The 21,692-nt window shown below is 71.4% G+C and carries 19 protein-coding genes; 3 read left to right on the top strand and 16 right to left on the bottom strand.

From position 1 onward, the window contains the following. Positions 1-9 precede the first annotated feature (9 nt). The 3 genes from DVK44_RS25900 to nsdA form a co-directional block, all read right to left on the bottom strand. Positions 10-348, bottom strand: a complete 339-nt coding sequence (locus tag DVK44_RS25900; RefSeq protein ID WP_114662377.1) for a P-II family nitrogen regulator — start codon at positions 346-348, stop codon at positions 10-12. Then, on the bottom strand, positions 345-1,628 hold the full coding sequence (locus DVK44_RS25895) for an ammonium transporter (protein WP_114662375.1): 1,284 nt from the start codon (positions 1,626-1,628) through the stop codon (positions 345-347). The genes DVK44_RS25900 and DVK44_RS25895 overlap by 4 nt, the downstream gene beginning before the upstream one ends. Before the next feature lie 314 nt (positions 1,629-1,942). After that, entirely contained in the window at positions 1,943-3,421 is a 1,479-nt protein-coding gene (nsdA, locus tag DVK44_RS25890; RefSeq protein ID WP_114662373.1) for a transcriptional repressor NsdA, read from the bottom strand. 454 nt (positions 3,422-3,875) lie between these two features. Between nsdA and DVK44_RS25885 the strand changes: the two genes are divergently transcribed. Then, positions 3,876-4,538 carry a bifunctional DNA primase/polymerase gene (locus DVK44_RS25885; RefSeq protein ID WP_114662371.1) on the top strand — a complete coding sequence of 221 codons (663 nt, stop codon included), beginning with the start codon at positions 3,876-3,878 and terminating at the stop codon, positions 4,536-4,538. Positions 4,539-4,704: 166 nt separating this feature from the next. Here DVK44_RS25885 and ftsY read toward each other — a convergent pair whose 3' ends face one another. The 5 genes from ftsY to DVK44_RS25860 form a co-directional block, all read right to left on the bottom strand. Beyond that, a complete protein-coding gene (ftsY, locus tag DVK44_RS25880) occupies positions 4,705-5,910 on the bottom strand; it encodes a signal recognition particle-docking protein FtsY (RefSeq protein WP_114662369.1) in 1,206 nt (401 codons plus the stop codon). Positions 5,911-5,946: 36 nt separating this feature from the next. After that, positions 5,947-7,365 (bottom strand): sugar porter family MFS transporter, encoded by a 1,419-nt coding sequence (locus tag DVK44_RS25875; protein WP_114662367.1) that lies wholly within the window; start codon positions 7,363-7,365, stop codon positions 5,947-5,949. Positions 7,366-7,499: 134 nt separating this feature from the next. Then, positions 7,500-11,267: a chromosome segregation SMC family protein gene (locus DVK44_RS25870; RefSeq protein ID WP_114662365.1), complete on the bottom strand. Its 3,768-nt coding sequence runs from the start codon at positions 11,265-11,267 to the stop codon at positions 7,500-7,502. Between the two features lie 201 nt (positions 11,268-11,468). Continuing rightward, positions 11,469-11,687, bottom strand: coding sequence for a hypothetical protein (locus tag DVK44_RS25865; protein ID WP_030351764.1), 219 nt, complete (start codon positions 11,685-11,687; stop codon positions 11,469-11,471). A 401-nt stretch (positions 11,688-12,088) separates the two neighbouring features. Continuing rightward, on the bottom strand, positions 12,089-12,382 hold the full coding sequence (locus DVK44_RS25860; protein ID WP_114662363.1) for an acylphosphatase: 294 nt from the start codon (positions 12,380-12,382) through the stop codon (positions 12,089-12,091). A gap of 134 nt (positions 12,383-12,516) precedes the next feature. Here DVK44_RS25860 and DVK44_RS25855 point away from each other — a divergent pair, with 134 nt between their 5' ends. Both DVK44_RS25855 and DVK44_RS25850 read left to right on the top strand, forming a co-directional pair. Continuing rightward, on the top strand, positions 12,517-13,512 hold the full coding sequence (locus tag DVK44_RS25855; RefSeq protein WP_114662361.1) for a CAP domain-containing protein: 996 nt from the start codon (positions 12,517-12,519) through the stop codon (positions 13,510-13,512). Positions 13,513-13,597: 85 nt separating this feature from the next. Then, the gene (locus DVK44_RS25850) at positions 13,598-13,999 is read left to right on the top strand and encodes a winged helix-turn-helix transcriptional regulator (RefSeq protein ID WP_114662359.1); all 402 of its coding nucleotides are present in this window, start codon (positions 13,598-13,600) and stop codon (positions 13,997-13,999) included. Here DVK44_RS25850 and mutM read toward each other — a convergent pair. The 8 genes from mutM to recG all read right to left on the bottom strand — a co-directional run bounded on the left by mutM (position 13,972) and on the right by recG (position 21,661). Further along, on the bottom strand, positions 13,972-14,856 hold the full coding sequence (gene mutM, locus DVK44_RS25845) for a bifunctional DNA-formamidopyrimidine glycosylase/DNA-(apurinic or apyrimidinic site) lyase (RefSeq protein ID WP_114662350.1): 885 nt from the start codon (positions 14,854-14,856) through the stop codon (positions 13,972-13,974). The two genes, DVK44_RS25850 and mutM, sit on opposite strands and share 28 nt — an antisense overlap. Before the next feature lie 141 nt (positions 14,857-14,997). After that, positions 14,998-15,861, bottom strand: coding sequence for a ribonuclease III (rnc, locus tag DVK44_RS25840; RefSeq protein WP_114662348.1), 864 nt, complete (start codon positions 15,859-15,861; stop codon positions 14,998-15,000). Positions 15,862-15,880: 19 nt separating this feature from the next. Beyond that, positions 15,881-16,054, bottom strand: a complete 174-nt coding sequence (gene rpmF / locus DVK44_RS25835; protein WP_053675094.1) for a 50S ribosomal protein L32 — start codon at positions 16,052-16,054, stop codon at positions 15,881-15,883. 2 nt (positions 16,055-16,056) lie between these two features. After that, the gene (locus tag DVK44_RS25830) at positions 16,057-16,701 is read right to left on the bottom strand and encodes a YceD family protein (RefSeq protein ID WP_228447676.1); all 645 of its coding nucleotides are present in this window, start codon (positions 16,699-16,701) and stop codon (positions 16,057-16,059) included. 191 nt (positions 16,702-16,892) lie between these two features. Continuing rightward, positions 16,893-18,113, bottom strand: a complete 1,221-nt coding sequence (locus tag DVK44_RS25825; protein WP_114662344.1) for an ATP synthase F0 subunit B — start codon at positions 18,111-18,113, stop codon at positions 16,893-16,895. A gap of 99 nt (positions 18,114-18,212) precedes the next feature. Continuing rightward, a complete protein-coding gene (coaD, locus tag DVK44_RS25820; RefSeq protein ID WP_181957672.1) occupies positions 18,213-18,692 on the bottom strand; it encodes a pantetheine-phosphate adenylyltransferase in 480 nt (159 codons plus the stop codon). A gap of 26 nt (positions 18,693-18,718) precedes the next feature. Beyond that, a complete protein-coding gene (rsmD, locus tag DVK44_RS25815) occupies positions 18,719-19,309 on the bottom strand; it encodes a 16S rRNA (guanine(966)-N(2))-methyltransferase RsmD (protein ID WP_114662340.1) in 591 nt (196 codons plus the stop codon). 120 nt (positions 19,310-19,429) lie between these two features. After that, a complete protein-coding gene (gene recG / locus DVK44_RS25810; protein ID WP_114662331.1) occupies positions 19,430-21,661 on the bottom strand; it encodes an ATP-dependent DNA helicase RecG in 2,232 nt (743 codons plus the stop codon). Positions 21,662-21,692 lie beyond the last annotated feature (31 nt).

Below are 21,692 nucleotides of genomic sequence, written 5' to 3'. Positions count from 1 at the left end.
TTCCCGTCTCTAAAGTGCGTCCGGGCCGCGTTCGCCGGTCCGGACCCGGACCGCCGTTTCGACCGGCACGCTCCATACCTTGCCGTCACCGATCTTGCCGGTGCGGGCGGCCTTGACCACCACATCGATGAGCTGTTCGGCGTCGTCGTCCTCGACCAGTACCTCGATACGGATCTTCGGTACGAGGTCGACGGTGTACTCCGCGCCCCGGTAGACCTCGGTGTGGCCGCGCTGCCGGCCGTAACCGCTGGCCTCCGTGACCGTGAGGCCCTGGACACCGAAGGTCTGGAGCGCCTCCTTGATCTCGTCCAGTCGGTGTGGCTTCACGACTGCGGTGATGAGCTTCATGCGTCCACCTTCTTGTTCGTCGCCGTGGCGAGGGTCTCCGTCGGGGCGGCGACGCTACTACGGCCGGCCGGGGAGCCTCCCACCGCGCTGTAGTCGTAGGCGGATTCCGCGTGGTACGCCATGTCGACACCGCTGGTCTCGTCGTCCTCCGAGGCCCGGAAGCCGATGGTGGCGTCGACGATCTTGGCGAGGATCCAGGAGACGACGAAGGAGTACGCCATCACCGAGACGGCGCCGACCGCCTGCTTGCCGAACTGCTCCAGACCGCCGAGGCCGTCCGTGGCCAGCAGGCCGACGAGCAGGGTGCCGATGACACCGCCGACGAGGTGGACGCCGACGACGTCGAGGGAGTCGTCGTAGCCGAGCTTGTACTTGAGGCTGACGGCCCAGGAGCAGACCGCGCCGGCCACGACGCCGATGAGGATGGCGCCGAAGGGGCTGACGTTGGCGCCGGACGGGGTGATGGCGACGAGGCCCGCGACCGCGCCGGAGGCGGCGCCGAGCGTGGTGAAGGCGCCGTGGCGGATCCGCTCGTAGGCGAGCCAGCCGACCATGGCGGCGGCGGTGGCGATCTGCGTGTTGAAGGCCATGAGCGCGGCGGTGCCGTCGGCGGCCAGCTCGGAGCCGGCGTTGAAGCCGAACCAGCCGAACCACAGGAGCGCCATGCCGAGGACGACGAGCGGCAGGCTGTGCGGCCGCATCGGGTCCTTCTTGAATCCGATGCGCTTGCCGACGACCAGGACCGCGGCGAGTGCTCCGACACCGGCGTTGATGTGGACCGCGGTACCACCCGCGAAGTCGATCACGCCGAGGGAGTGCAGCCAGCCGTCGGAGCTCCAGACCCAGTGCGCGACCGGGAAGTAGACGACGGAGACCCACAGGGTGATGAAGAGCGCCCAGGCGCTGAACTTCACGCGGTCGGCGAGCGCGCCGCTCATCAGGGCGGGGGTGAGGATGGCGAACATCATCTGGAACAGGGCGAAGGCGAAGACGGGGATGCCTTCCGTGCCTCCGGTCAGGGTGTCGACCCCGATGCCCTTGAAGCCGATGTGGTCCAGGTTGCCCAGGAGACCGCCGCCGATGTCGTCACCGAAGGTGAGTGAGTATCCGTAGAGGACCCACACCACGCTGACGATGGCGAGCGAGATCAAGGACATCATGAGCATGTTGAGGGCGCTCTTCACCCGCACCATGCCGCCGTAGAAGAATGCCAGGCCGGGCGTCATCAGCATGACGAGCGCGGCACTGATCAGTACGAATGCGGTATCTGCGCCATTCAAGGCCAGCGTCTCCTCGTGGGTGGGAACGGCCCGTGCGGATGCTCACGTTTGAGGGCCGACTGTGCTGAGGAGATTCGCGCAGCGCCGTTTCGGTCAGTGCAGCTCGACGTTTCGCACCGGTGACGAAGGTGTCCCGTGTGTTACGACCCGGTGAACCGGCAGATCTCGCCACCTGGCCGTGAACGCCCTTTCCGGGCGTCGTAAACCGGCCGCGGCGGTCACCCTGCTGTCCTGGCGGCGGGGGAGCCGTGTCGGGCTGTACGGGGTGAGCGCCGCGGCCGGAGCCTGGGCGGTGCGGACGGTGTGTCCGCAGTTCAGACGGCCTCCGCGGACTCGGGGAGGCGGGCGGCGAGCCGCTCGGTGAGATCGACGACGTCGGCGACGTCCCCGAAGTCCCGGGCGGCGGCGGAGAGGGTCTTGCGCAGCCGGGTGTTGACCCGCTCCGAGCGGACCTTGCCGGCCACCCGCATGGCTTGCTCCGCAAGGGCCGCGGACTGTTCGGGCTCGCGGTTGAGGAGGTGGACGGTGGCCATCCCGATGAGGTTCAGCGCATACGACCGCTGGTGGTCCTCGTCCTTGGCGAACAGCTCGACGGCGCGCCGCATGACGGGCTCGGCCAGGGAGGCGTAGGTGGGGCTGCGGCCGGCGACGTAGGCCAGATCGCGGTACGAGTGCGCGTTCTCGCCGTTCAGCTCGGCCTCGGAGAAGAAGCGGATCCAGTCGGGCTCCGGCTCGCCGTCGAGACCGATGTCGGAGAAGGTGTCCTCGGCCATTCGGACAGCGCGCTTGGTCCGGCTCGGCTGGCCCATATTGGCGTATGCCCGGGCCTCCATCGCATACAGCATCGCCTGGGTCCGGGGGGTGGCGCTGTCGCGGCTGCCGTACTGGGCGAGATGGATCAGCTCCAGCGCGTCGTCGGGCCGGCCCAGATGGATCATCTGGCGGCTCATGGACGACAGGATGTACGAGCCGAGCGGCTTGTCCCCGGCCTCCTTGGCGGCGTGCAGGGCCAGGACGAAGTACTTCTGGGCGTTGGGCTGGAGGCCGACGTCGTAGCTCATCCAGCCGGCCAGCTCGGCCAGCTCGGCGGCGCAGCGGAAGAGCCGCCGGGAGGTGGCCTCGGGGTGCGACTCCTGGAGCAGGTCGGTCAGCTCGTGCAGCTGCCCGACGACGGCCTTGCGGCGCAGTCCGCCGCCGCACTGGGCGTCCCAGAGCCGGAAGCACGCGGTGGTCGACTCCAGCAGGTCCAGCTCGGGGCCGGAGAGTCCCGGCAGCGCGGAGGGGGCGGCGGGCCCGGTCTCCGTACGGCCCGGGTCCCCGGGCGGGGCGGGCACCAGCCAGCGCTGCATGGGCTCCACGAGCGAGGGCCCGGCGGCGAGGGCTAACGAGGTGCCGAGGAAGCCGCGGCGCGCCAGCATGAGATCGCTGCGGGAGAACTCGCTGATCAGGGCGACCGTCTGCGGTCCGGTCCAGGGCAGATCGACGCCGGACACCGAGGGCGACTGGTGGGCGGAGCGCAGTCCGAGGTCCTCAATGGCGACGACGGCGCCGAAGCGCTCGGAGAACAGCTCGGAGAGGATCCGGGGGATCGGCTCGCGGGGCTGTTCGCCGTCGAGCCAGCGGCGGACGCGGGAGGTGTCGGTGCTGATGTGGTGGGCGCCCATCTCGCGCGCTCTGCGGTTCACCTGCCGGGCCAGCTCGCCCTTGGACCAGCCGCTGCGGATGAACCACGAGCCGAGTTGTCCGTTCGGACGCTTGCCCGTGTTCGTACCGCCCGCGCCGCCGCCGTCCACTGGAACGCCCCCATCCGCCGAAACCTGAGAAGCCCTTGTCGCGTCGCGGCTCTCGCCGCTGCGAACCGGTATCAGAATGCCGTGAGTGACGGCCTGTTGTCCGGAGGATGCCCCCCTTCGAACAGGAAACCGAGTTGCCTTTGGCATACCCGTGGGACCGTTATCCCCTGAACCCGTGTACTGAAAGTAATCCTACGATCACCCCTTCGGCGAGGGCGCTCACAGAATCGCCACCATTCGCCACCCCTTCGAATGAACTCACCCATGTCAGAGCGCGATTGACTTGACACACCACGGTCAGGGCACGGCCAAAACCTCGCACGCCGGGGCGCGTATTTCACTTCGCACACCCCTGAATGCTTCTTTGCGCCGTCCCGATCGCCCCGGTGGCGACGGAGAGTAACAGGCAGACTGCGACACGTAACCACCGGCGAGTTCACCCGTTGGAGGGGGCATGGGCTTCACGATCGGCGGCATCCGGGAGATCCGGGAAATGCGGTCCGGCTCACGCCGCCGCGGACGCACCGCAGAGTGCACCGAGGTGGCGGAGTACACCGGACTCTGGGGCTGGGACGTCGTCCTCGGCGCCCGGGCGCCGGACGGGCGCTGCTCCTGCGGCGACCCGGCCTGCCCCGAGCCCGGCGCGCATCCGCGGGGCCGGGGCGAGATCCCGGCGGGCTCGACGCTCGCCGAGGTCACCGGGGCATGGGCCGCGGCGCCGGGCGCGTCCGTACTGCTCCCGGTGGGCCGGTGCTTCGACGTCATCGATGTCGCCGAACCGGCGGGCAGCCGCGCGCTGGTGCGGCTGGAGCGGATGGGGCTGCCGGTGGGGCCGGTGACGGCGACCCCGGGCGGGCGGGCCCACTTCTTCGTCGCGCCGGGCGCCGCCGCCGAACTCCCCGCGCTGCTCTACCGGATGGGCTGGGACGACGCCGACCTCGATCTGCACGCGCTGGGGCCCGGCGCCCATGTCGCGGCGCCGCCGACCCGGCCGGCCGGCCTCGGCCCCGTGCGCTGGCTCCGGCCGCCGTCGCTGGACACGGCCGCCGCGCCGCCGCCGGCCCGGCTGCTGCTCGGCACCCTGGCGTATCTCTGCCACCGCTTCGCCACCGGGTGACACCGGGCGACACCGGGAGAGCCCGGAGCAGGAGCCACGGACACCGGCACCGGCGCCGGGTGCGCGCTGCACGCCCCGGACGCGGGTGCGGGGGTACGGGCAGCCTCCGCCCGTACCCCCGCACCCGCGTCCGTACCCGGCGTCAGCCACCTCGGTACGCCGTACGTCAGTCGCCGATCAGCGCGTCCACGAACGCCTCGGGCTCGAAGGGGGCCAGATCGTCCGGCCCCTCCCCCAGGCCCACCAGCTTCACCGGCACCCCCAGCTCCCGCTGGACCGCGATCACGATGCCGCCCTTGGCCGTACCGTCCAGCTTGGTCAGCACGATGCCGGTGATGTCCACGACCTCCGCGAACACCCGCGCCTGCACCAGCCCGTTCTGCCCGGTGGTGGCGTCCAGCACGAGCAGCACCTCGTCCAGCGGACCGTGCTTCTCCACGACCCGCTTGACCTTGCCCAGCTCGTCCATCAGACCGGTCTTGGTGTGCAGCCGGCCCGCCGTGTCGATGAGCACGACATCCGCGCCCTCCGCGATGCCCTCCTTGACCGCGTCGAACGCCACGGACGCCGGATCGCCGCCCTCGGGGCCGCGTACGGTACGGGCGCCGACCCGCTCGCCCCAGGTCTGGAGCTGGTCGGCGGCGGCGGCGCGGAAGGTGTCCGCCGCGCCGAGCACGACCGAGCGCCCGTCCGCGACCAGCACCCGCGCCAGCTTGCCGGTGGTCGTGGTCTTGCCGGTGCCGTTGACCCCGACGACCATCACGACGGCCGGGGTGTCCAGCCCGCTCTCGGTCTTCACCACGCGGTCCGACTCCGGGTCCAGCAGCAGGACCAGCTCCTCCCGCAGCAGCGCGCGCAGCTCCTGCGGGGTCCGGGTGCCGAGCACCCGGACCCGCTCGCGCAGCCGCGCGACCAGCTCGTGGGTCGGCGCGACACCGACATCGGCGGCCAGCAGGGTGTCCTCGATCTCCTCCCACGTCTCGTCGTCCAGGTGCTCCCGGGAGAGCAGCGTGAGCAGCCCCTTGCCGAGGGCGTTCTGCGAACGGGCGAGCCGCGCGCGCAGCCGGACCAGCCGGCCGGCGGACGGTTCGGGGATCTCGATCTCGGGCGGAGCGCCCAGGGCCGGTTCCTCGACGGCGACGGGCGCGCCGCCGGAGTCCGGCAGTCCGACCTCCTCGATCGTGCGGCGCGATTCGTCGCGCGGGGTCTCCGCCTCGTCACCGACGTGCGGCTCGGCGGGCGGAGCGGTGATGGTCGGCGTGCTCGACGGCGCCGAGGGCGGCAGCTTCTTCTTGCGGCTGCCGACCACGAGCCCGCCGATGGCGCCGAGGGCGACCAGGGCGATGACTACAACAAGGATGACGGTTTCCATAACCCACTCAGTATCAGCCACGGGACCGCCCCGCGGTTATCCCATCTCTTCCAGTGTCTTGCCCTTCGTCTCCTTTACGAACAGGACCACGAACGGGATGGAGAGGGTCGCGAAGCAGGCGTAGATCACGTACGTACCCGAGAGATTCCAGTCGGCCAGGCTCGGGAAACTCGCGGTGATGGCCCAGTTGGCGATCCACTGCGCCGAGGCGGCGACCCCGAGCGCGGCGGCGCGGATCCGGTTGGGGAACATCTCGCCGAGGAAGACCCAGACGACGACGCCCCAGGACAGCGCGAAGAACAGCACGAACACATGGGCCGCGATCAGCGCGACGGTCCCCTCGGTGTTCGGCAGCTTGCCGTGCACGAGTTCCGCCGAGAACGCCCACGCTTCAAAGGCGAGGGCGACCGCCATTCCGATGGAACCGGTCAGCGCGAGGGGCTTACGGCCGACCCGGTCGACCAGGACCATCGCGATCACGGTGCCGATGATGTTCACGATCGATGTCGTGAACGAATAGAAGAACGAGCTGGACGGATCGATACCGACCGACTGCCAGAGCGTCGCCGAGTAGTAGAAGGCGACATTGATGCCGACGAGCTGCTGGAAGACGGAGAGTCCGATACCGATCCAGACGATGGGCAGGAAGCCGAAGCGGCTGCCCATCAGATCCCGGAAGACCGGCTTGTGCTCCCGGCGCATCGCGTGCTCGATCTCGGCGACCCGGGCGTCCAGGTCGACGCCCTTGCTCTCGACCTCCGCGAGCACCTCCTTGGCACGGTCCGCCCGGCCCGCCGAGATCAGATAGCGCGGCGACTCGGGGATCGCGAAGGAGAGCAGGCCGTACAGCAGCGCCGGGACGACCATCACACCGAGCATCCACTGCCATGCCTCCAGCCCGGCGATCCGGCCGCGCTGGTCGCCGTCCGCGAGCTGGAGGATCCCGTAGTTCACCAGCTGGGAGACGGCGATCCCGATCACGATCGCGGCCTGCTGGAACGAGCCGAGCCGGCCGCGGTACGCCGCCGGGGAGACCTCCGCGATATAGGCGGGGCCGATCACCGACGCCATGCCGATCGCGAAGCCGCCGATGACGCGCCAGAAGGCGAGGTCGTAGATGTCGAAGGGCAGCGCGGAGCCGACGGCGCTGACGGTGAAGAGGCCGGCGGAGATCCGCATGCAGCGGATACGGCCGATACGGTCGGCGATCCGGCCCGCGGTGGCGGCCCCGATGGCGCAGCCGATCAGGGCGATGGCGATGACCTGCGCGAGGGCGGCGGAGCCGATGCCGTACCGGTGGCGGATGGCCTCGACGGCGCCGTTGATGACCGAACTGTCGTAGCCGAAGAGGAAACCGCCCATCGCGGCCGCCGCCGTGATGAAGATGACATGCCCGATGTGGTCGGGGTGGGCCGCTCGGCCGCTGGGCGGCGGAACCTGCGCTGTGCTGGTCACGTGTACTCCTGGAGCCGCCCGGCCGCGTTGCGTTGCCGGTCGTGGGGTCGGCGGGCCCTTCCAGTGGGTCATACGTTGCCGTCAGGCACCACTTGAGGACGCCGAGGCGACACGGCCGGGATGCGGGGGGGGGATCAGCGCAGCCGCTGGCTGATGACCTTCGAGACCCCGTCGCCCTGCATGGACACCCCGTAGAGCGCGTCCGCGACCTCCATCGTGCGTTTCTGATGTGTGATCACGATCAGCTGGGAGCTGTCCCGCAACTCCCGCATGAGCATGATCAGCCGCTGGAGATTGGTGTCGTCGAGCGCCGCCTCGACCTCGTCCATCACATAGAACGGGCTGGGCCTGGCCTTGAAGATCGACACCAGCAGCGCCACGGCCGTCAGGGACCGCTCGCCGCCGGAGAGCAGCGAGAGCCGCTTGACCTTCTTCCCCGGGGGCCGGGCCTCGACCTCCACCCCCGTGGTGAGCATGTCCGCCGGATCGGTCAGGATCAGCCGGCCCTCGCCGCCCGGGAAGAGCCGCGCGAAGACGCCCTCGAACTGCGCGGCGGTGTCCCGGAACGCCTCGGTGAAGACCTGTTCGATCCGCTCGTCGACGTTTCTGATCACCTCCAGCAGATCGGTCCGGGTCTTCTTCAGATCGGCGAGCTGCTCGGAGAGGAAGCGGTGCCGCTCCTCCAGCGCCGCGAACTCCTCCAGCGCCAGCGGATTCACCTTCCCGAGCTGCTGATACGCCCGTTCGGCGGCGCGCAGCCGCTTCTCCTGCTCGGCCCGCACATACGGGACGGCCGTCTCCTCGCCGCCGGGCTCCTCGCCGCCCCTCTCCTCGCCGCCGGGCTCCTCCCCCGCCGACGTGGACGGTACGGGCTGGTCCGGGCCGTACTCGGCGATCAGCCCGGCGGGCTCCACGCCGAGTTCGTCCTGGGCCTTCGCCTCCAGCTGCTCGATCCGCAACCGCTTCTCGGCACCGAGCACCTCGCCCCGGTGGACGGAATCGGTGAGCCGGTCCAGCTCGGTCTTCAGCTCGCGGCCCCGGTTCCGCTCGGCGGCCAGCTCCTGTTCGCGGACGGCCCCGGCCTCCTCGGCGGCGGCCCGGTCGGCCTCGGCGCGTACGACGGACGCCTCCACGTGCGCCAGCAGCTGCCGGGCGCCGGCCGCGACGGCGGCGGCCACCTCGGCCTCGTGGCGCAGCCTGGCCCGGCGCCGCTCCGCGCGGGCCCGGGCCTCGCGCTCGGCGCGGGCCGCCCGGTCGAGGCCGTCGGCCCGGCCCGCGAGGCCCTTGACCCGCTCCTCGTGCGTACGGACCTGGAGCCGCGCCTCCATCTCGGTCTGCCGGGCGTTGGCGCCGTCGGCGGCGAGCCGGTCCCGTACGGAGGTGTCCGGCTCGCCGTCCCCGTCCCCGGCGGGGGCGGACTCCTCGGCGACGAGCAGCCGCTCGGCCAGCTCCTCGGCCTCGGCGGTGGCGCGCTCCAGCGCCTCCTCGGCCCCGGCGACGGCGGCGGCCGTCCGTTCTGCCTCGCCCTGCGCGCCCCTGGCCTGCCCGGACAGCCGCCCGAGCCGCCCGGACACGGCGGACTTCGCCCGGTCGGCGGCCCGGCGCCGCTCCCCCAGCTCCTCCACGAGCGCGGCGCACGTGTCCCGCCGCCCGGCCGCCGCGCGCTGGGCCCCGGCCAGCTCCTCGCACCGTACGGTCAGCTCCGCCAGCGCGCCGGCCGCCTCGTCCACGGCGGCCCGTACCTCCAGCAGGCTCGGCGCCCCGGCGGAGCCCCCGTGCGCGAAGTGCGCCCCGAGCACATCCCCGTCGGCCGTCACCGCGATCGCCTCGGGCCGCGCGGCGAGGAGGTGCTCGGCGTCCTCCAGCGTGGCGACGACCACCATGTCCCGGACCAGCCGCCCCACCGACTCCAGCAACGCGGCGGGCCCGCGCACCAGATCGGCGACCCGCGGCCCGGAGCCCCCGGGAGTCCCGGCGCACAGAAGGGCGCCGGTGTCCGTGTCCCGCGCGACGGCCTCCGCCCCGGTCCGCGCCCCGGCCTGCGGGGGAACACCGGGCGCCGCCGCGGTGCTCCGGCCCGCCGGGCCCGCCGCATCGGGTGCGGGCTGATCCGGTACGGGACCGGGCGGGGCGCCCGCCTGGCCCGGCACGCCCGCCGGGGCCGGCGGTGGCGCGGGCCGGGGCGCGCCGCCCAGCAGCAGGGCCGCGCGGCCCGCGTCCTCGGCGCGCAGCAGGCGGAGGGCGTCGGCCGCCGCCGAGGGCGTGGTGACGGCGAGCGCGTCGGCTGCGGCGCCCAGCGCGGCGGCCACGGGGATCTCGTACCCGGGGGTGACATCGAGGAGTTCGGCGGCCGGTCCGAGGAGGCCGGTGAGGCGGTCGTGCGCGGCGAGCAGGGCGCCGGTGCCGTCCTTGCGGCGCAGGCCGAGGGCGAGCGCGTCGTGGCGGGCGGCGAGGGCGGCGCGTTCGCGGTCGGCCGCGGTGGCCGCGTCGCGCGCGGCCGTCAGTCCGGCCTCCACGTCGGCCAGGGCGTGCCGGGCCGTCGCGTACCGCTCGGCCAGCTCCTCGTCGTCGGCGTCGAGGCCCGCCACCTCGGCCTTGAGCTGCTCGTACTCGGCGCGCGCGGCGGCCGAGCGGGCCGCCGCGCCGTCGCGGGCCGCGGCCAGCCGGCCGATCTCGGCCCGGGCGGCGGCGGCCCGGCCCCGGGCAGCGGTGACCTGGCCGGCGAGCCGGGCGAGTCCCTCGCGCCGGTCCGCGAGGGCGCGGGCGGCGTCCCTGAGCCGGCGTTCCTCGGCGGCGAGTTCGCGTTCCAGCTCCGTGCGGTGGGCGACGGTGTCCTCGCGCGCGTGCTCGGCCGCCTCCAGCGCGGCGGTCAGCTCCGCCTCCTGTTCGCGGATCCGGGCCGCCTCGCGCTCCAGGTCCTCGGGGTCCCGGCCCCGGGGCTCCTCCGGGGGTACGGCGGTCGCGCTGGTCACCCTGGCGTCGGCGAGCGAGATCGTGCCGCGTACCCGCTCGGCCAGCTGGGACAGCTCGTACCAGGTGCTCCGTGCGCGCTGGAGCCGGGGCGCGAGCCGCCGTACCTCGTCCTCCAGCTCCGCCTCCCGCGCGAGCGCCTCGCCGAGCCGGCGCTCGGCGTCCTCCTTGCGGCGCTTCAGCTCCGCCTCGTCCGCGATTTCCGTACGCAGCGCGTCACGCAGTGTCACCAGATCGTCGGCGAGGAGCCTCAGCCGGGCGTCGCGCAGATCGGCCTGGATGACGGCCGCCCGCCGGGCCACCGCGGCCTGCCGGCCGAGCGGTTTGAGCTGGCGGCGGAGTTCGTCGGTGAGATCCTGCACGCGGGCGAGATTCGCCTTCATCGCCTCCAGTTTCCGCAGCGCCTTCTCTTTCCGCTTGCGGTGTTTCAGTACGCCCGCGGCCTCCTCGATGAGACCGCGCCGTTCCATCGCGTCGGCGTGCAGTACGGAGTCGAGCCGGCCCTGCCCGACGATCACATGCATCTCGCGCCCGATACCGGAGTCGGAGAGCAGATCCTGAATATCGAGCAACCGGCAGGTATCGCCATTGATCTGGTATTCGCTGCCGCCGTTGCGGAACATGATCCGCGTAATGGTGACTTCGGCGTACTCGATCGGCAGGGCGCCGTCGGAGTTGTCGATGGTGAGCGATACCTCGGCCCGGCCCAGCGGGGGTCTGCCGGCCGTGCCGGCGAAGATCACGTCTTCCATTTTGCCGCCGCGCAGGGACTTCGCTCCCTGTTCACCCATGACCCAGGAGAGCGCGTCCACGACATTCGACTTGCCGGACCCGTTCGGGCCCACCACGCAGGTGATACCCGGCTCGAAGCGCAGCGTCGTGGCGGAGGCGAAGGATTTGAACCCGCGCAGGGTCATGGCCTTGAGGTGCACGCCGCCGGACTCTACCCGGCGTTGATCGGCCTCCGGCGGTTTCACCGCGGAACGCGCAGGGCACATCAGACGTTAAGAAAGTCGCGACGGCGCCAACAAGGTTTCGTACAACGGGATATGGAAAGAAAGAAGGGACGCCGAAGCGTCCCTTGCATATCTTGCGAGAGTGTCTCTCACCCGACCCCCGACAGGGGGGTGACGTCAGGTGAGCGCGGGCTCCGCCTGGGGTACGTCAATGTCGATGCCGTTCAGCAGCGACTCTCCGGGGTGCTGTGCGACAGCGGCATTCAGCACGTCGTTCTCGGACTGGATCCGTACGAGTTCGGATTCGAGGTCCTGGACGCGCTGCTGAAGCCGTCGCATCTCGGCGAGGAGTCGCGGGTCGGAACCGCCGACATAACCGAGAAGCGCCTTTGCCATGATGAATGGTCCTCCACACTGAGTGACCGACCGAATGCGGTGTGGGTCGTGAGGGAAATCGCACCCGCGGTGTCTGACAGCGCTTGTTCTGCGCTTGTTCTTCACGGTGGTTCTTACTGCCAAACAGCTGAGGTGCGCGGGGATTCCAGAGTCTCACCAAAAAGTTTGACGGTCAACACGATCACAGCCTGTACCGATGGGCGGCCGGGGGCGCGGGGCCGCCCCGGGGGCGGCGCCGGCTCTCTCACGGGGGCCCGGGGGCGCGGAGATCGTCGTTGATCCGGCAGCCTGACACAACCGGCCATTTCTGGCAACCACCAGGTCATCGCCGCCTGCGCATATGCCAATAGCAATCATGAGCCTGTCACGCCCCCGCGCCCACGCACCGGACGGCCGGGGAATCAGCGGATCGCGAAGCCCCCGTACCCCCCGCGCGGGGTGTCCCAGATCTCAGTGACTCCGGTGACCTGCCCGGGTGTGTCGGCGGACCGGAGCCACTCCAGCAGGCGGTGGCAATTCTCACGCGATCCCTCGGCAACCACCTGGACGCGCCCGTCGCCCAGATTGAGGGCGAATCCGGTGAGCCCGCCGATCTCCAGCGCGTTAGCCCTGGTGAACCAGCGGAAGCCGACCCCCTGCACCCGCCCGCGCACCCAGGCGGTGAGACGTACCTCTTCGTTTACCTCTTCATCCATGCCCGTAAGCCAATCAGCCAATTGCTCACCGACTCCGGCGGCCCCACCAGCCATGCCGTACAGTCCGGTCGCAATAAGCCTCACTCGTCCGGGTGAGTCACGTTGTCGTCGAGAGCATGAGGAAGGCACAGCAGATGGGACGCCACCGACGCTCAGCCGCCCCCGGCGCGCCCGCCGTCTCCGACCCCGCCCCCACCAGGGTCGCGCGCGGGGACGGTACGACCGCGGGCGGACGCGGCGGCGGCGCCGCACGCCGGAACGGGCGGGTCGCCAAGCCCGTCAGGACCGGACTGCTCGGCGCCTCGGCGGCCATGGCGGTCGGCGCGGTCGCGGTCGCCTCGGGGCTGCTGCCCGGCGGTGGCCAGTTCACCGTCAGCGGCGGCGGTGCCACGGGCGAGCAGATCCGCAGCGACATCGCACCCGAGCTTCAGCAGCAGGGCGGCTCGTCCGCCACGCCGACGCCCGGTTCGTCGGACTCCGCCGGCGCGGGCACCGAACGGACGAAGAAACCCGCGGCCTCGGTCACCCCCTCCAAGGCGAAGCCGAGCACCACCCCTTCGAAGGAGTCCGCCGAGGCCGAGACACCGGTCAAGAAGCGGACCTCCCCGGGCACGCCCAGCTTCGGCGCGTCGGCCGGTTCGGGCTCCGGCTCGGGCTCCGCCGCCGACCCGGGATCCGGTACGGAGACGGCCGCGACCAGCGCCCCGCCGAGCGAGACCGTCACCGAGGACCGCGCCGGGATCGCCCCCGCCCCGTCGTCGACCGCCACGGCCGTCCTCAACCTGGTCAACCAGGAGCGGGCGAAGGTGGGCTGCGCCGCCGTACGCGCCGACGCGAGTCTGGACGCGCTGGCACAGGCGTACAGCGAGGACATGGCGAAGCGCGGTTTCTTCGACCACACCGACCCGGACGGCAACACCCCCTGGGACCGGGCCGACAAGGCGGGCGTCAAGAACCTCGCCGGCGAGAACATAGCCCGGGGACAGGCCACCGCCCAGGCGGTGATGGACTCCTGGATGAACAGCGACGGCCATCGCGCGAACATCCTGAACTGCGACTACACCCGGCTCGGCGTCGGGGTGGCCACCGGCTCCGGCGGCCCGTGGTGGACCCAGAACTTCGGCTTCTGAGCCGACCGGAGCGGGCCCCCACACCCACTAACTAATGGAAAGCGCCACCTTATGGGTGGCGCTTTTCGGTTGTAAGGTGACAGATATGGACGGTCAGCTTCCCGACGCCGACGTCGACGCGCTCGCGTTCGACGTCTTCACCCGGCGGTGTCCCTCGCGCCCCACGCTGGAGCATGTGACGGGCCGCTGGGGCTCCCTGACCCTCGGCGCCCTCGCCGAAGGCCGGCTGCGCTTCAACGAACTGCGCCGCCGGGTGGACGGGGTGAGCGAGAAAATGCTCTCCCAGACGCTCCAGGCGCTGGAGCGGGACGGACTCGTGCACCGCGAGGCGCAGCCCGTCAATCCACCACGGGTGGATTACGAGCTGACCCCGCTGGGACAGGAGGTCGCCGCGCGGCTGATCGCGCTGATCGAGCTGGTCGAGGGGCGGATGCCCGAGGTGCTCACGGCCCGCGAGCGTTACGACGCGGTGCGCGGCGCCCGCTGACAGCGCGGGCAGAAGTAGCTGGACCGGTTCATCCACGGCCGCCGCCGGATCGGCGTTCCGCAGCGGTGGCACGCCTCGTCCTCGCGTCCGTACGCGTCGAGCGACCGGTCGAAGTACCCCGACTGACCGTTCACATTGACGTACAGACTGTCGAAGCTGGTGCCGCCCGCGTCGAGCGCCGCGTTCATCACGTCCCGGACATGCCCGAGCAGTTCGGCCGCGCGCGGCCGGGGCAGCGTCGCCGTCGGGCGTTCGTAGTGGAGTTTCGCGCGCCAGAGCGCCTCGTCCGCGTAGATGTTTCCCACGCCGCTGATCAGGGACTGGTCGAGCAGAGCGCGTTTGATCGTCGTACGGCGGAGCTTCAGCGCGGCGAGGAAGGCACCGTCGTCGAACGCGGGGTCCAGCGGGTCGCGGGCGATATGCGCGATGACGTCCGGCAGTCCGTCGGGGGTGTTGTCGTGGAGCGAGAGTCCGCCGAAGGTGCGCTGGTCGACAAAGCGCAGCTCGGTGGCGAGGCTGTCGGTGAAGCGGATCCGGATGCGCAGATGCTTCTCGTCGGGCGCGGACTCCGGCTGGACCAGGAGCTGACCGCTCATCCCGAGATGGCCGAGGATCGAGGCGTCCGCGCCGGCCGGGTCGCTCTCCCCCTCGGAGCCGAGCGGCAGCCACAGATATTTGCCGCGCCGACGGGCGGCGACGACGGTCCGCCCCTGGAGCCGGGCCGCGAAGTCCTCGCCCCCGGCGGGGTGGCGGCGTACCGCGCGCGGATGCAGCACCTCGGTCCCGGCGACGGTACGGCCGGCGACCCAGCGCTCCAGTCCGCGCCGGACGACTTCGACCTCGGGCAGCTCGGGCACGGGAAACTCCTCCGGATGACGGGGTACGGGCACGGGGGGCGCGGGGGCGGACGCGCGTACGGAGAACGGAACGCCCCTCGCGCCGGGAACGACGTGAGGGGCGTACCGGTAAACCGGTGGAACAGGACGGAATCCCGGCGTTCAGCTCCGGTCCGGATCCGCCGGAGCGGCCGGGTCCGAGGCGTCCACGGTGTCCGAAGCGTCCGTGGACGTCACGGCCGCCGCCGACTCCGCGGCTGCCGCGGCTTCCGCACCCGCGGCGGATTTCCGCTGGTCCGCCGCGGTCCGGATGGACCGCCAGGCGGATTCCGCCGCCTGCTGTTCCGCTTCCTTCTTGCTGCGGCCGGTGCCGGTGCCGTACGAGACACCACCGACGCGGGCGGCAGCTGTGAAGGTCTTCTCATGGTCGGGCCCGGTCTCCGTGACGAGGTACTCGGGTACGCCGAGCCCTTCCGCCGCCGTGAGTTCCTGGAGACTGGTCTTCCAGTCCAGGCCGGCCCCGAGGTTGGAGGACCTGTCGATCAGCGGGTCGAAGAGCCGGTGGACCAGCTCGGACGCCGCGTCGAGACCCTGGTCGAGATAGACAGCGCCGATCACCGCTTCCAGGGTGTCGGCGAGAATGGACGCCTTGTCCCGGCCACCCGTGCCCTCTTCGCCCCGGCCGAGCCGGATGAAGGAGCCGAGTTCGAGGCCGCGGCCCACTTCCGCCAGCGCACGCGAATTGACCACGGCTGCCCGCAATTTGGCCAGCTGGCCTTCGGGCAGATCGGGGTGGATCCGGTACAGCGTGTCCGTGACCACCAGGCCGAGCACCGAATCCCCGAGGAATTCGAGCCGCTCGTTGGTGGGCAGACCGCCGTTCTCGTACGCGAACGAGCGATGGGTCAGCGCACGCACCAGAAGGGCGGTCTCGAGCTGATACCCGAGCCGCCCTTCCAGAAGCGTGTGGGACGAGGCTGTGCTGACATTGTCTGTCTGCTTCTTGGCATGGGACAGTTCAGACATTGAGCCTCTCACCAGCCGCTCAGACCTCGAGGACCTGGCGCTTGTTGTACGTGCCGCAGCTCGGGCACGCGATGTGCTGGAGCTTCGGCTCCTGGCAACGCTCACACGAAACCAGGTTGGGGACCGCAGCCTTCCACTGCGACCGGCGGTGGCGCGTGTTGCTGCGCGACATCTTCCGCTTCGGAACAGCCACGGCTACTTCTCCTGCTTCTCGTCGACGCCCGCTTCGGCGCCGCCCATGTTGTCCTTCTCGCCGTCCTTGACGGTGTCGGCGAGTCCCTGCAGTGCCGCCCAACGGATGTCGACGGCGTCGTGGTGGTGGTCCGGGTTCTCGTCCAGCCTGATCCCACATGTGGAACACAGACCGGCACAGGTCTCCCGGCACACCGGCTGCATCGGCAGTGCGAGCACCACCGCGTCACGCAGCACGGGTTCGAGGTCGAACAGGCTGTCTTCGATGAAGAACCTGTCCTCGTCCTCGCCCTCGGCATCGTCGGCCGTCTCCGCGCGCACGGCGCGGCCCCGGCCATCGGTGTCGTGGTACGAGAACATCTCCTGGAAGTCCGCGGCCACTTCCTCGCCGAGCGGCTCCAGACACCTTACGCATTCCCCCTCGGCCGTCGCACGGGCGGTGCCCGTGACGAGCACCCCCTCCATGACGGATTCGAGCCGGAGGTCCAGCTCCACGGGAGCGCCCTCGGGCACCCCGATGACCCCCGCGATGCCGAAATCCTTGGGAGCCGGCGCCGAGCGGGTCAGCCTGCGGAGCGCACCAGGACGCCGCCCCAGCTCGTGTGTGTCGAACACGAGGGGGTTGAGGTGGTCGAGGCGCGCGTTCAGGGTTTGTTCCCGCTTTCGGATCGTGAGAGGGGCCGCCACCGTCGCGAGAGCGAAGCGGGCAGCCTGAGCCGCGGGCATACACGCGGCCGAAGAACCAGAGTACTGGACCGGCCGCCGTAGACCCAATCCGGGTCAGGACGGCCGGGCGGCGACCACCCGCGGCTCAGGAGCCGGTCAGGCGGCGGTCCGGCTCACAGCCCCTGTTCGTAGCGGCGCAGCTGGTCGATGTCGATCATGCTGGTGTCGAAGAAGCTGGTCTCGTCGAGCGCGCTCTGCGGATCGCCGGACTGGGGCGCGCCGGAGGGCAGGGCGGGGAGCGCGGGCAGGGCCGGGAGCGCCGTGGGCATGGGCGGCTGGCCGCCGGGCTGCTGCCAGCCGTAGTTCGGGTCGTAGCCCTGGTTCTGCTCGGCGAGCTGGCCGGGGATCTGCCCGGGAAGCTGGCCGGGGATCTGCCCGTACGCGTCCTGCTGCTGGTACGGGTACGGGTCCTGCTGCGGATAACCGTACGCGTCCTGCTGCGGGTAGCCGCCGCCGTAGCCGGGGTCCGCCGCCTGGGCGTAGGCGGGGTCCTGGTATCCGGCGTCGGCGTACTGCGGCTGCGTCTGGGGCGGTGTCTGCGGGTACGCGGGGTCGGCGTACGGCTGGGGGGCCGCCTCCGCGGGCTCCGGCGCCGGCACGGGCGCCCGGAGGGACTCCCGGGGCGTCCCGGCGAGGTCCGCGAGGAAGTCCGCGTCGCTGGTGCGGCCCTGCGGGCCCGCCGCGTCCTGGGCCGCCATGTGCGCGCCCAGCTCGTCCGTGGCGATCCGGCCCTGGAGCTTCTGCCGGCCGCGGCCGACCGCCTCCAGGGTCTTGGAGAGCACGGCCTCGAAGGCGCCGATCTTGGCGTCGACGTACTCGTCGGCCCGCTGGATCAGGGTCGCCGGGTCGGCGCTGTACTCGGGGGCGTCGTCGTCCTCGCCGCCGCCGGGGGCGCGGCCGAGGAGTTTCTCCCGGCCTCGGTCGACGGATCCGATGGTCTTGGTGAGGACGACCTCGAAGTTGGCGAGCTTGGAGTCGACGTAGTCGTCGGCCTCCGCGCGGATCTCCTCGGCGTCCCTGCGGGCCTCCGCGAGGATCCGGTCGGCCTCCTCCTGGGACTGGCGCGCCACCGCGGTGTCGGCGATCAGGGTGGAGCGCTGGGCGTGCGCGCCCTGGATGATCCGTTCGGCCTCCTGGCGGGCCTGCTCGGCCATCTGTTCATGGCCGCCGATCACCTCCTGCGCCTCGGCCAGCGAGTCGGGGAGCGCGTCCCGTACCTCTTCGAGCAGCGCGAGCAGCTCGGCGCGGTTCACCACGCAGGAGGCCGACATGGGCATGGAACGGGCGTTTCCGACCGTGTCGACGATCTCGTCGAGCTTCTTCTGCACGTCCACCGGGTGCTCGCCACTCTCTCGGCTGGTATGGAGACGGACATCACGACTGTACGGCCAGTTCGCGCCCCGCCGACACCTGGTGACGGCCCCTCAGCGGGGTCAGCGCCGGCCGAGTCGCTCCATGATCGCCGTGTGGACGATCGGGGGCAGCAGGTGGGAGACGTCGCCGCCCCAGGTCGCGACCTCTTTGACCAGGGACGAGGAGAGGAAGCTGTAGGTGGGGTTGGTGGGGATGAAAAGGGTCTCGACGCCCGAGAGCCCGTTGTTCATCTGCGCCATCTGGAGTTCGTAGTCGAAGTCGCTGACGGCGCGCAGACCCTTGACGATGGCCGGGATGTCGCGCTGCTTGCAGAAGTCGACGAGCAGTCCGTGGAAGGACTCGACCTCGACATTGCCGAACTCGGCGGTGACCGCGCGGATCAGCTCGATCCGTTCCTCGATCGGGAAGAGTCCCTGCTTGGACTGGTTGATCATCACCGCGACATGTACGGAGTCGTACAGCTTGGAGGCGCGGGCGATGATGTCGAGATGTCCATTGGTGATGGGGTCGAAGGACCCCGGACAGACGGCGCGGCGCAACTGGTTCCCCTCGCTCTGCGGTCCGGTCATCGTGCGTCTTCGCGGGCGCACGGGGTGGCGGCGCGACCGTACCAAAGCGTCCCCTCGCCGTAGCGACGGGAGCGCAGTGGCTCGAATCCCTCCGGCCAGCCGAACTCCCCGTTCCTGGTGCTGCGTTCCACGGTGACGACCGCGGCGTCGGTGAGCCACCCCTTGGTGCGGAGTGTGAGGAGGATCTCCCGAAGATCGTCATCCCCGACGGCGTACGGCGGATCGAGAAAGACCAGGTCGTACGGGGTCTGGGGGACGGGCCCGGCGACGATCTGCGCGGCCCGGCCGGTGCGGACCTCCGCGCCGGGGAGTCCGACGGTGCGAGCGTTGTCCCGGACGGTACGGGCGGCCCGGGCGTCGGCCTCCACCAGCAGGGCATGGGTGGCGCCGCGCGAGAGCGCTTCGAGCCCGACGGCGCCGGAGCCCGCGTACAGGTCGGCGATCCTGACCCCCTCCAGGGTGCCGAGGAGCGATTCCCAGCTGGAGAAGAGGCCCTCGCGCGCACGGTCGGAGGTGGGGCGGGTGCCGGTCCCGGGCGGTACGGCGAGACGGCGTCCGCCGGCGGCACCGGCGATCACGCGGGTCATGGGTGTCGGTCCTCGGTTCGTGGGCGGCCCCGCGCGGTGGCGGGTACGGGGTGGCGGGTCTGCCTCCACGATATGGCGTGGGGGCGCGGCGGGCGGGGTCAGCCCTGGCCGGGGTGCGGGTCAGCCCTTGTCGAGATAGCGCTCCCGCTCCGCGTCGAGGAGCGCGTCCAGCGCCGTACGCAGCTCCGGGGTGTCCGTCAGCTCCGGGTCCGCCGCCACCACGGCGGTCGCCTCCTCGCGGGCGGCGGCGATGATCTCCTCGTCCTCGATGACGGCGAGCATCCGCAGGCTGGAGCGGACCCCGGACTGGGCCTGGCCGAGCACATCGCCCTCGCGGCGCTGTTCGAGGTCGATACGGGACAGCTCGAAGCCGTCGAGCGTGGCGGCGACCGCGCCCAGCCGGGCCCTGGCCGGGCTCGCCTCCGGCATCTCGGAGACCAGCAGACAGAGGCCGGGGGCCGAGCCCCGGCCGACCCGGCCGCGCAGCTGGTGCAGCTGGGAGACGCCGAACCGGTCCGCGTCCATGATCACCATGGCGGTGGCGTTGGGCACGTTCACCCCGACCTCGATGACGGTGGTCGCCACGAGGACATCCACCTCGCCCGCGGCGAAGCGGCGCATCACGGCGTCCTTGTCGTCCGGCTGCATCCGGCCGTGCAGGATCTCGACGCGCAGTCCGGCCAGCGGTCCGGCGGTGAGCTGCCCGGCGATCTCGATCACGGCCAGCGGCGGGCGCTTCTCGGCCTCGTCCTCCGGGGAGGAGGCGGCGGCCTTCTTCGCGCCCGGCTTCTTCGTGCCCTTGGCGCCCTTGGCGGCCTCGTCGGACTCCTCGTCACCGATCCGGGGGCAGACGACATACGCCTGATGGCCCTTGCCGACCTCCTCGCGCACCCGCTCCCAGGCGCGCGCCAGGAAGTGCGGCTTGTCCGCGGCCGGGACGACATGGGTGGCGATCGGTGACCGGCCGGCCGGGAGCTGGTCCAGGACGGAGGTCTCCAGATCTCCGAAGACGGTCATCGCGACCGTGCGCGGAATGGGGGTGGCCGTCATGACCAGCAGATGCGGCGGCTGTTTGCCCTTGGAGCGCAGCGCGTCGCGCTGTTCCACCCCGAAGCGGTGCTGCTCGTCCACGACGACCAGCCCGAGGTCGTGGAACCGGACCTTGTCCTCGATCAGCGCGTGGGTCCCGATGACCAGCCCGGCCTCGCCGGTGACCAGGTCGAGCAGCGCCTGCCGGCGCGCCGCCGTGCCCATGGAGCCGGTGAGCAGCACGACCTTGGTCGCGTTCTCCACGCTGCCGAGTGTCCCGCCCTGGGCCAGGGCGCCCATCATCTCCGTGATGGAGCGGTGGTGCTGCTGGGCGAGCACCTCGGTGGGCGCGAGCATCGCGGCCTGGCCGCCCGCGTCGACCACGGCGAGCATCGCGCGCAGCGCCACCAGCGTCTTGCCCGAGCCGACCTCGCCCTGGAGCAGCCGGTGCATGGGGTGTTCGGTGGCGAGACCGGCGAAGATCTCGGCGGTGACCTTCCGCTGGCCGTCGGTGAGGGTGAACGGCAGCGTGGCGTCGAAGGCGTCCAGCAGCCCGTCCGCCACAGGCCGGCGCGCCACGGCGGGCAGTTGCGCGTCCGCGTGCCGGCGCCGGGCGAGGGCGACCTGGAGGACGAACGCCTCGTCCCACTTCAGGCGCTGCCGGGCGTCCTCGATGTCGGCCCGGGTCGCGGGCCGGTGGACCTTGAGCAGCGCCTCGGGCAGCGGGACGAAGCCGCGCCCGGCGCGCAGGGCGGGCGGCAGCGGGTCCACGGCCTCGGCGGCACGGGGCAGGACCGCGTCGACCGCTTTGGTGATCTTCCAGGACTCCAGGCCCTTGCAGGCGGGGTAGATCGGGATCAGCTTGCCCGCGAACGCGTCGACCGCCTCCTCCCCGTCGTCCCTGCCCAGCGGGACATAGGTGGGGTGCGCGAGCTGGAGCTTGCGGTTGAAGACGGAGACCTTCCCGGCGAACATCCCCCGGCTGCCGGGCGGCAGATCGTGCTGCGGCTTGTGGATTCCCTTGCCGAAGAAGACCAGTTGGAGCCGTCCGCTGCCGTCGGTGAGGGTGATCTCCAGCCGCCGGCCGCGTCCGCCGTTGAACGTCAGCACCCGGGAGTCCGCGACCTGCGCGACCACGGTGACGTCCTCGTCCAGCGGGAGATCGGCCAGTTTGGTGAGCTGGCCGCGCTCCTCGTACCGCCGGGGGTAGTGGTGCAGCAGGTCACCGACCGTGTGCAGGCCGAGGTGCTCGGCCATCACCTTCGCGGTGGCGGGGCCGAGCGTCTTCTTGAGGGATTCATCCAGCGCGGACACGTGATCCATCTTCGCAGGCACCACTGACAGCGGGGCGGCG

It is taken from the genome of Streptomyces paludis (genome assembly GCF_003344965.1).
GTDB lineage: Bacteria > Actinomycetota > Actinomycetes > Streptomycetales > Streptomycetaceae > Streptomyces > Streptomyces paludis.
The sequence above is the reverse complement of the archived record's forward strand: the minus strand, read 5'-3'. Positions and strand labels throughout refer to the sequence as shown.

Coding starts and splice junctions, on each gene's coding strand:
- rsmD (WP_114662340.1), bottom strand. CDS start 19,309: ATGACCCGCGTGATCGCCGGTGCCGCCGGCGGACGCCGTCTCGCCGTA.
- DVK44_RS25865 (WP_030351764.1), bottom strand. CDS start 11,687: ATGGCAAAGGCGCTTCTCGGTTATGTCGGCGGTTCCGACCCGCGACTC.
- DVK44_RS25850 (WP_114662359.1), top strand. CDS start 13,598: ATGGACGGTCAGCTTCCCGACGCCGACGTCGACGCGCTCGCGTTCGAC.
- DVK44_RS25885 (WP_114662371.1), top strand. CDS start 3,876: ATGGGCTTCACGATCGGCGGCATCCGGGAGATCCGGGAAATGCGGTCC.
- ftsY (WP_114662369.1), bottom strand. CDS start 5,910: ATGGAAACCGTCATCCTTGTTGTAGTCATCGCCCTGGTCGCCCTCGGC.
- DVK44_RS25900 (WP_114662377.1), bottom strand. CDS start 348: ATGAAGCTCATCACCGCAGTCGTGAAGCCACACCGACTGGACGAGATC.
- DVK44_RS25855 (WP_114662361.1), top strand. CDS start 12,517: ATGGGACGCCACCGACGCTCAGCCGCCCCCGGCGCGCCCGCCGTCTCC.
- rnc (WP_114662348.1), bottom strand. CDS start 15,861: ATGTCTGAACTGTCCCATGCCAAGAAGCAGACAGACAATGTCAGCACA.
- DVK44_RS25860 (WP_114662363.1), bottom strand. CDS start 12,382: ATGGATGAAGAGGTAAACGAAGAGGTACGTCTCACCGCCTGGGTGCGC.
- recG (WP_114662331.1), bottom strand. CDS start 21,661: ATGGATCACGTGTCCGCGCTGGATGAATCCCTCAAGAAGACGCTCGGC.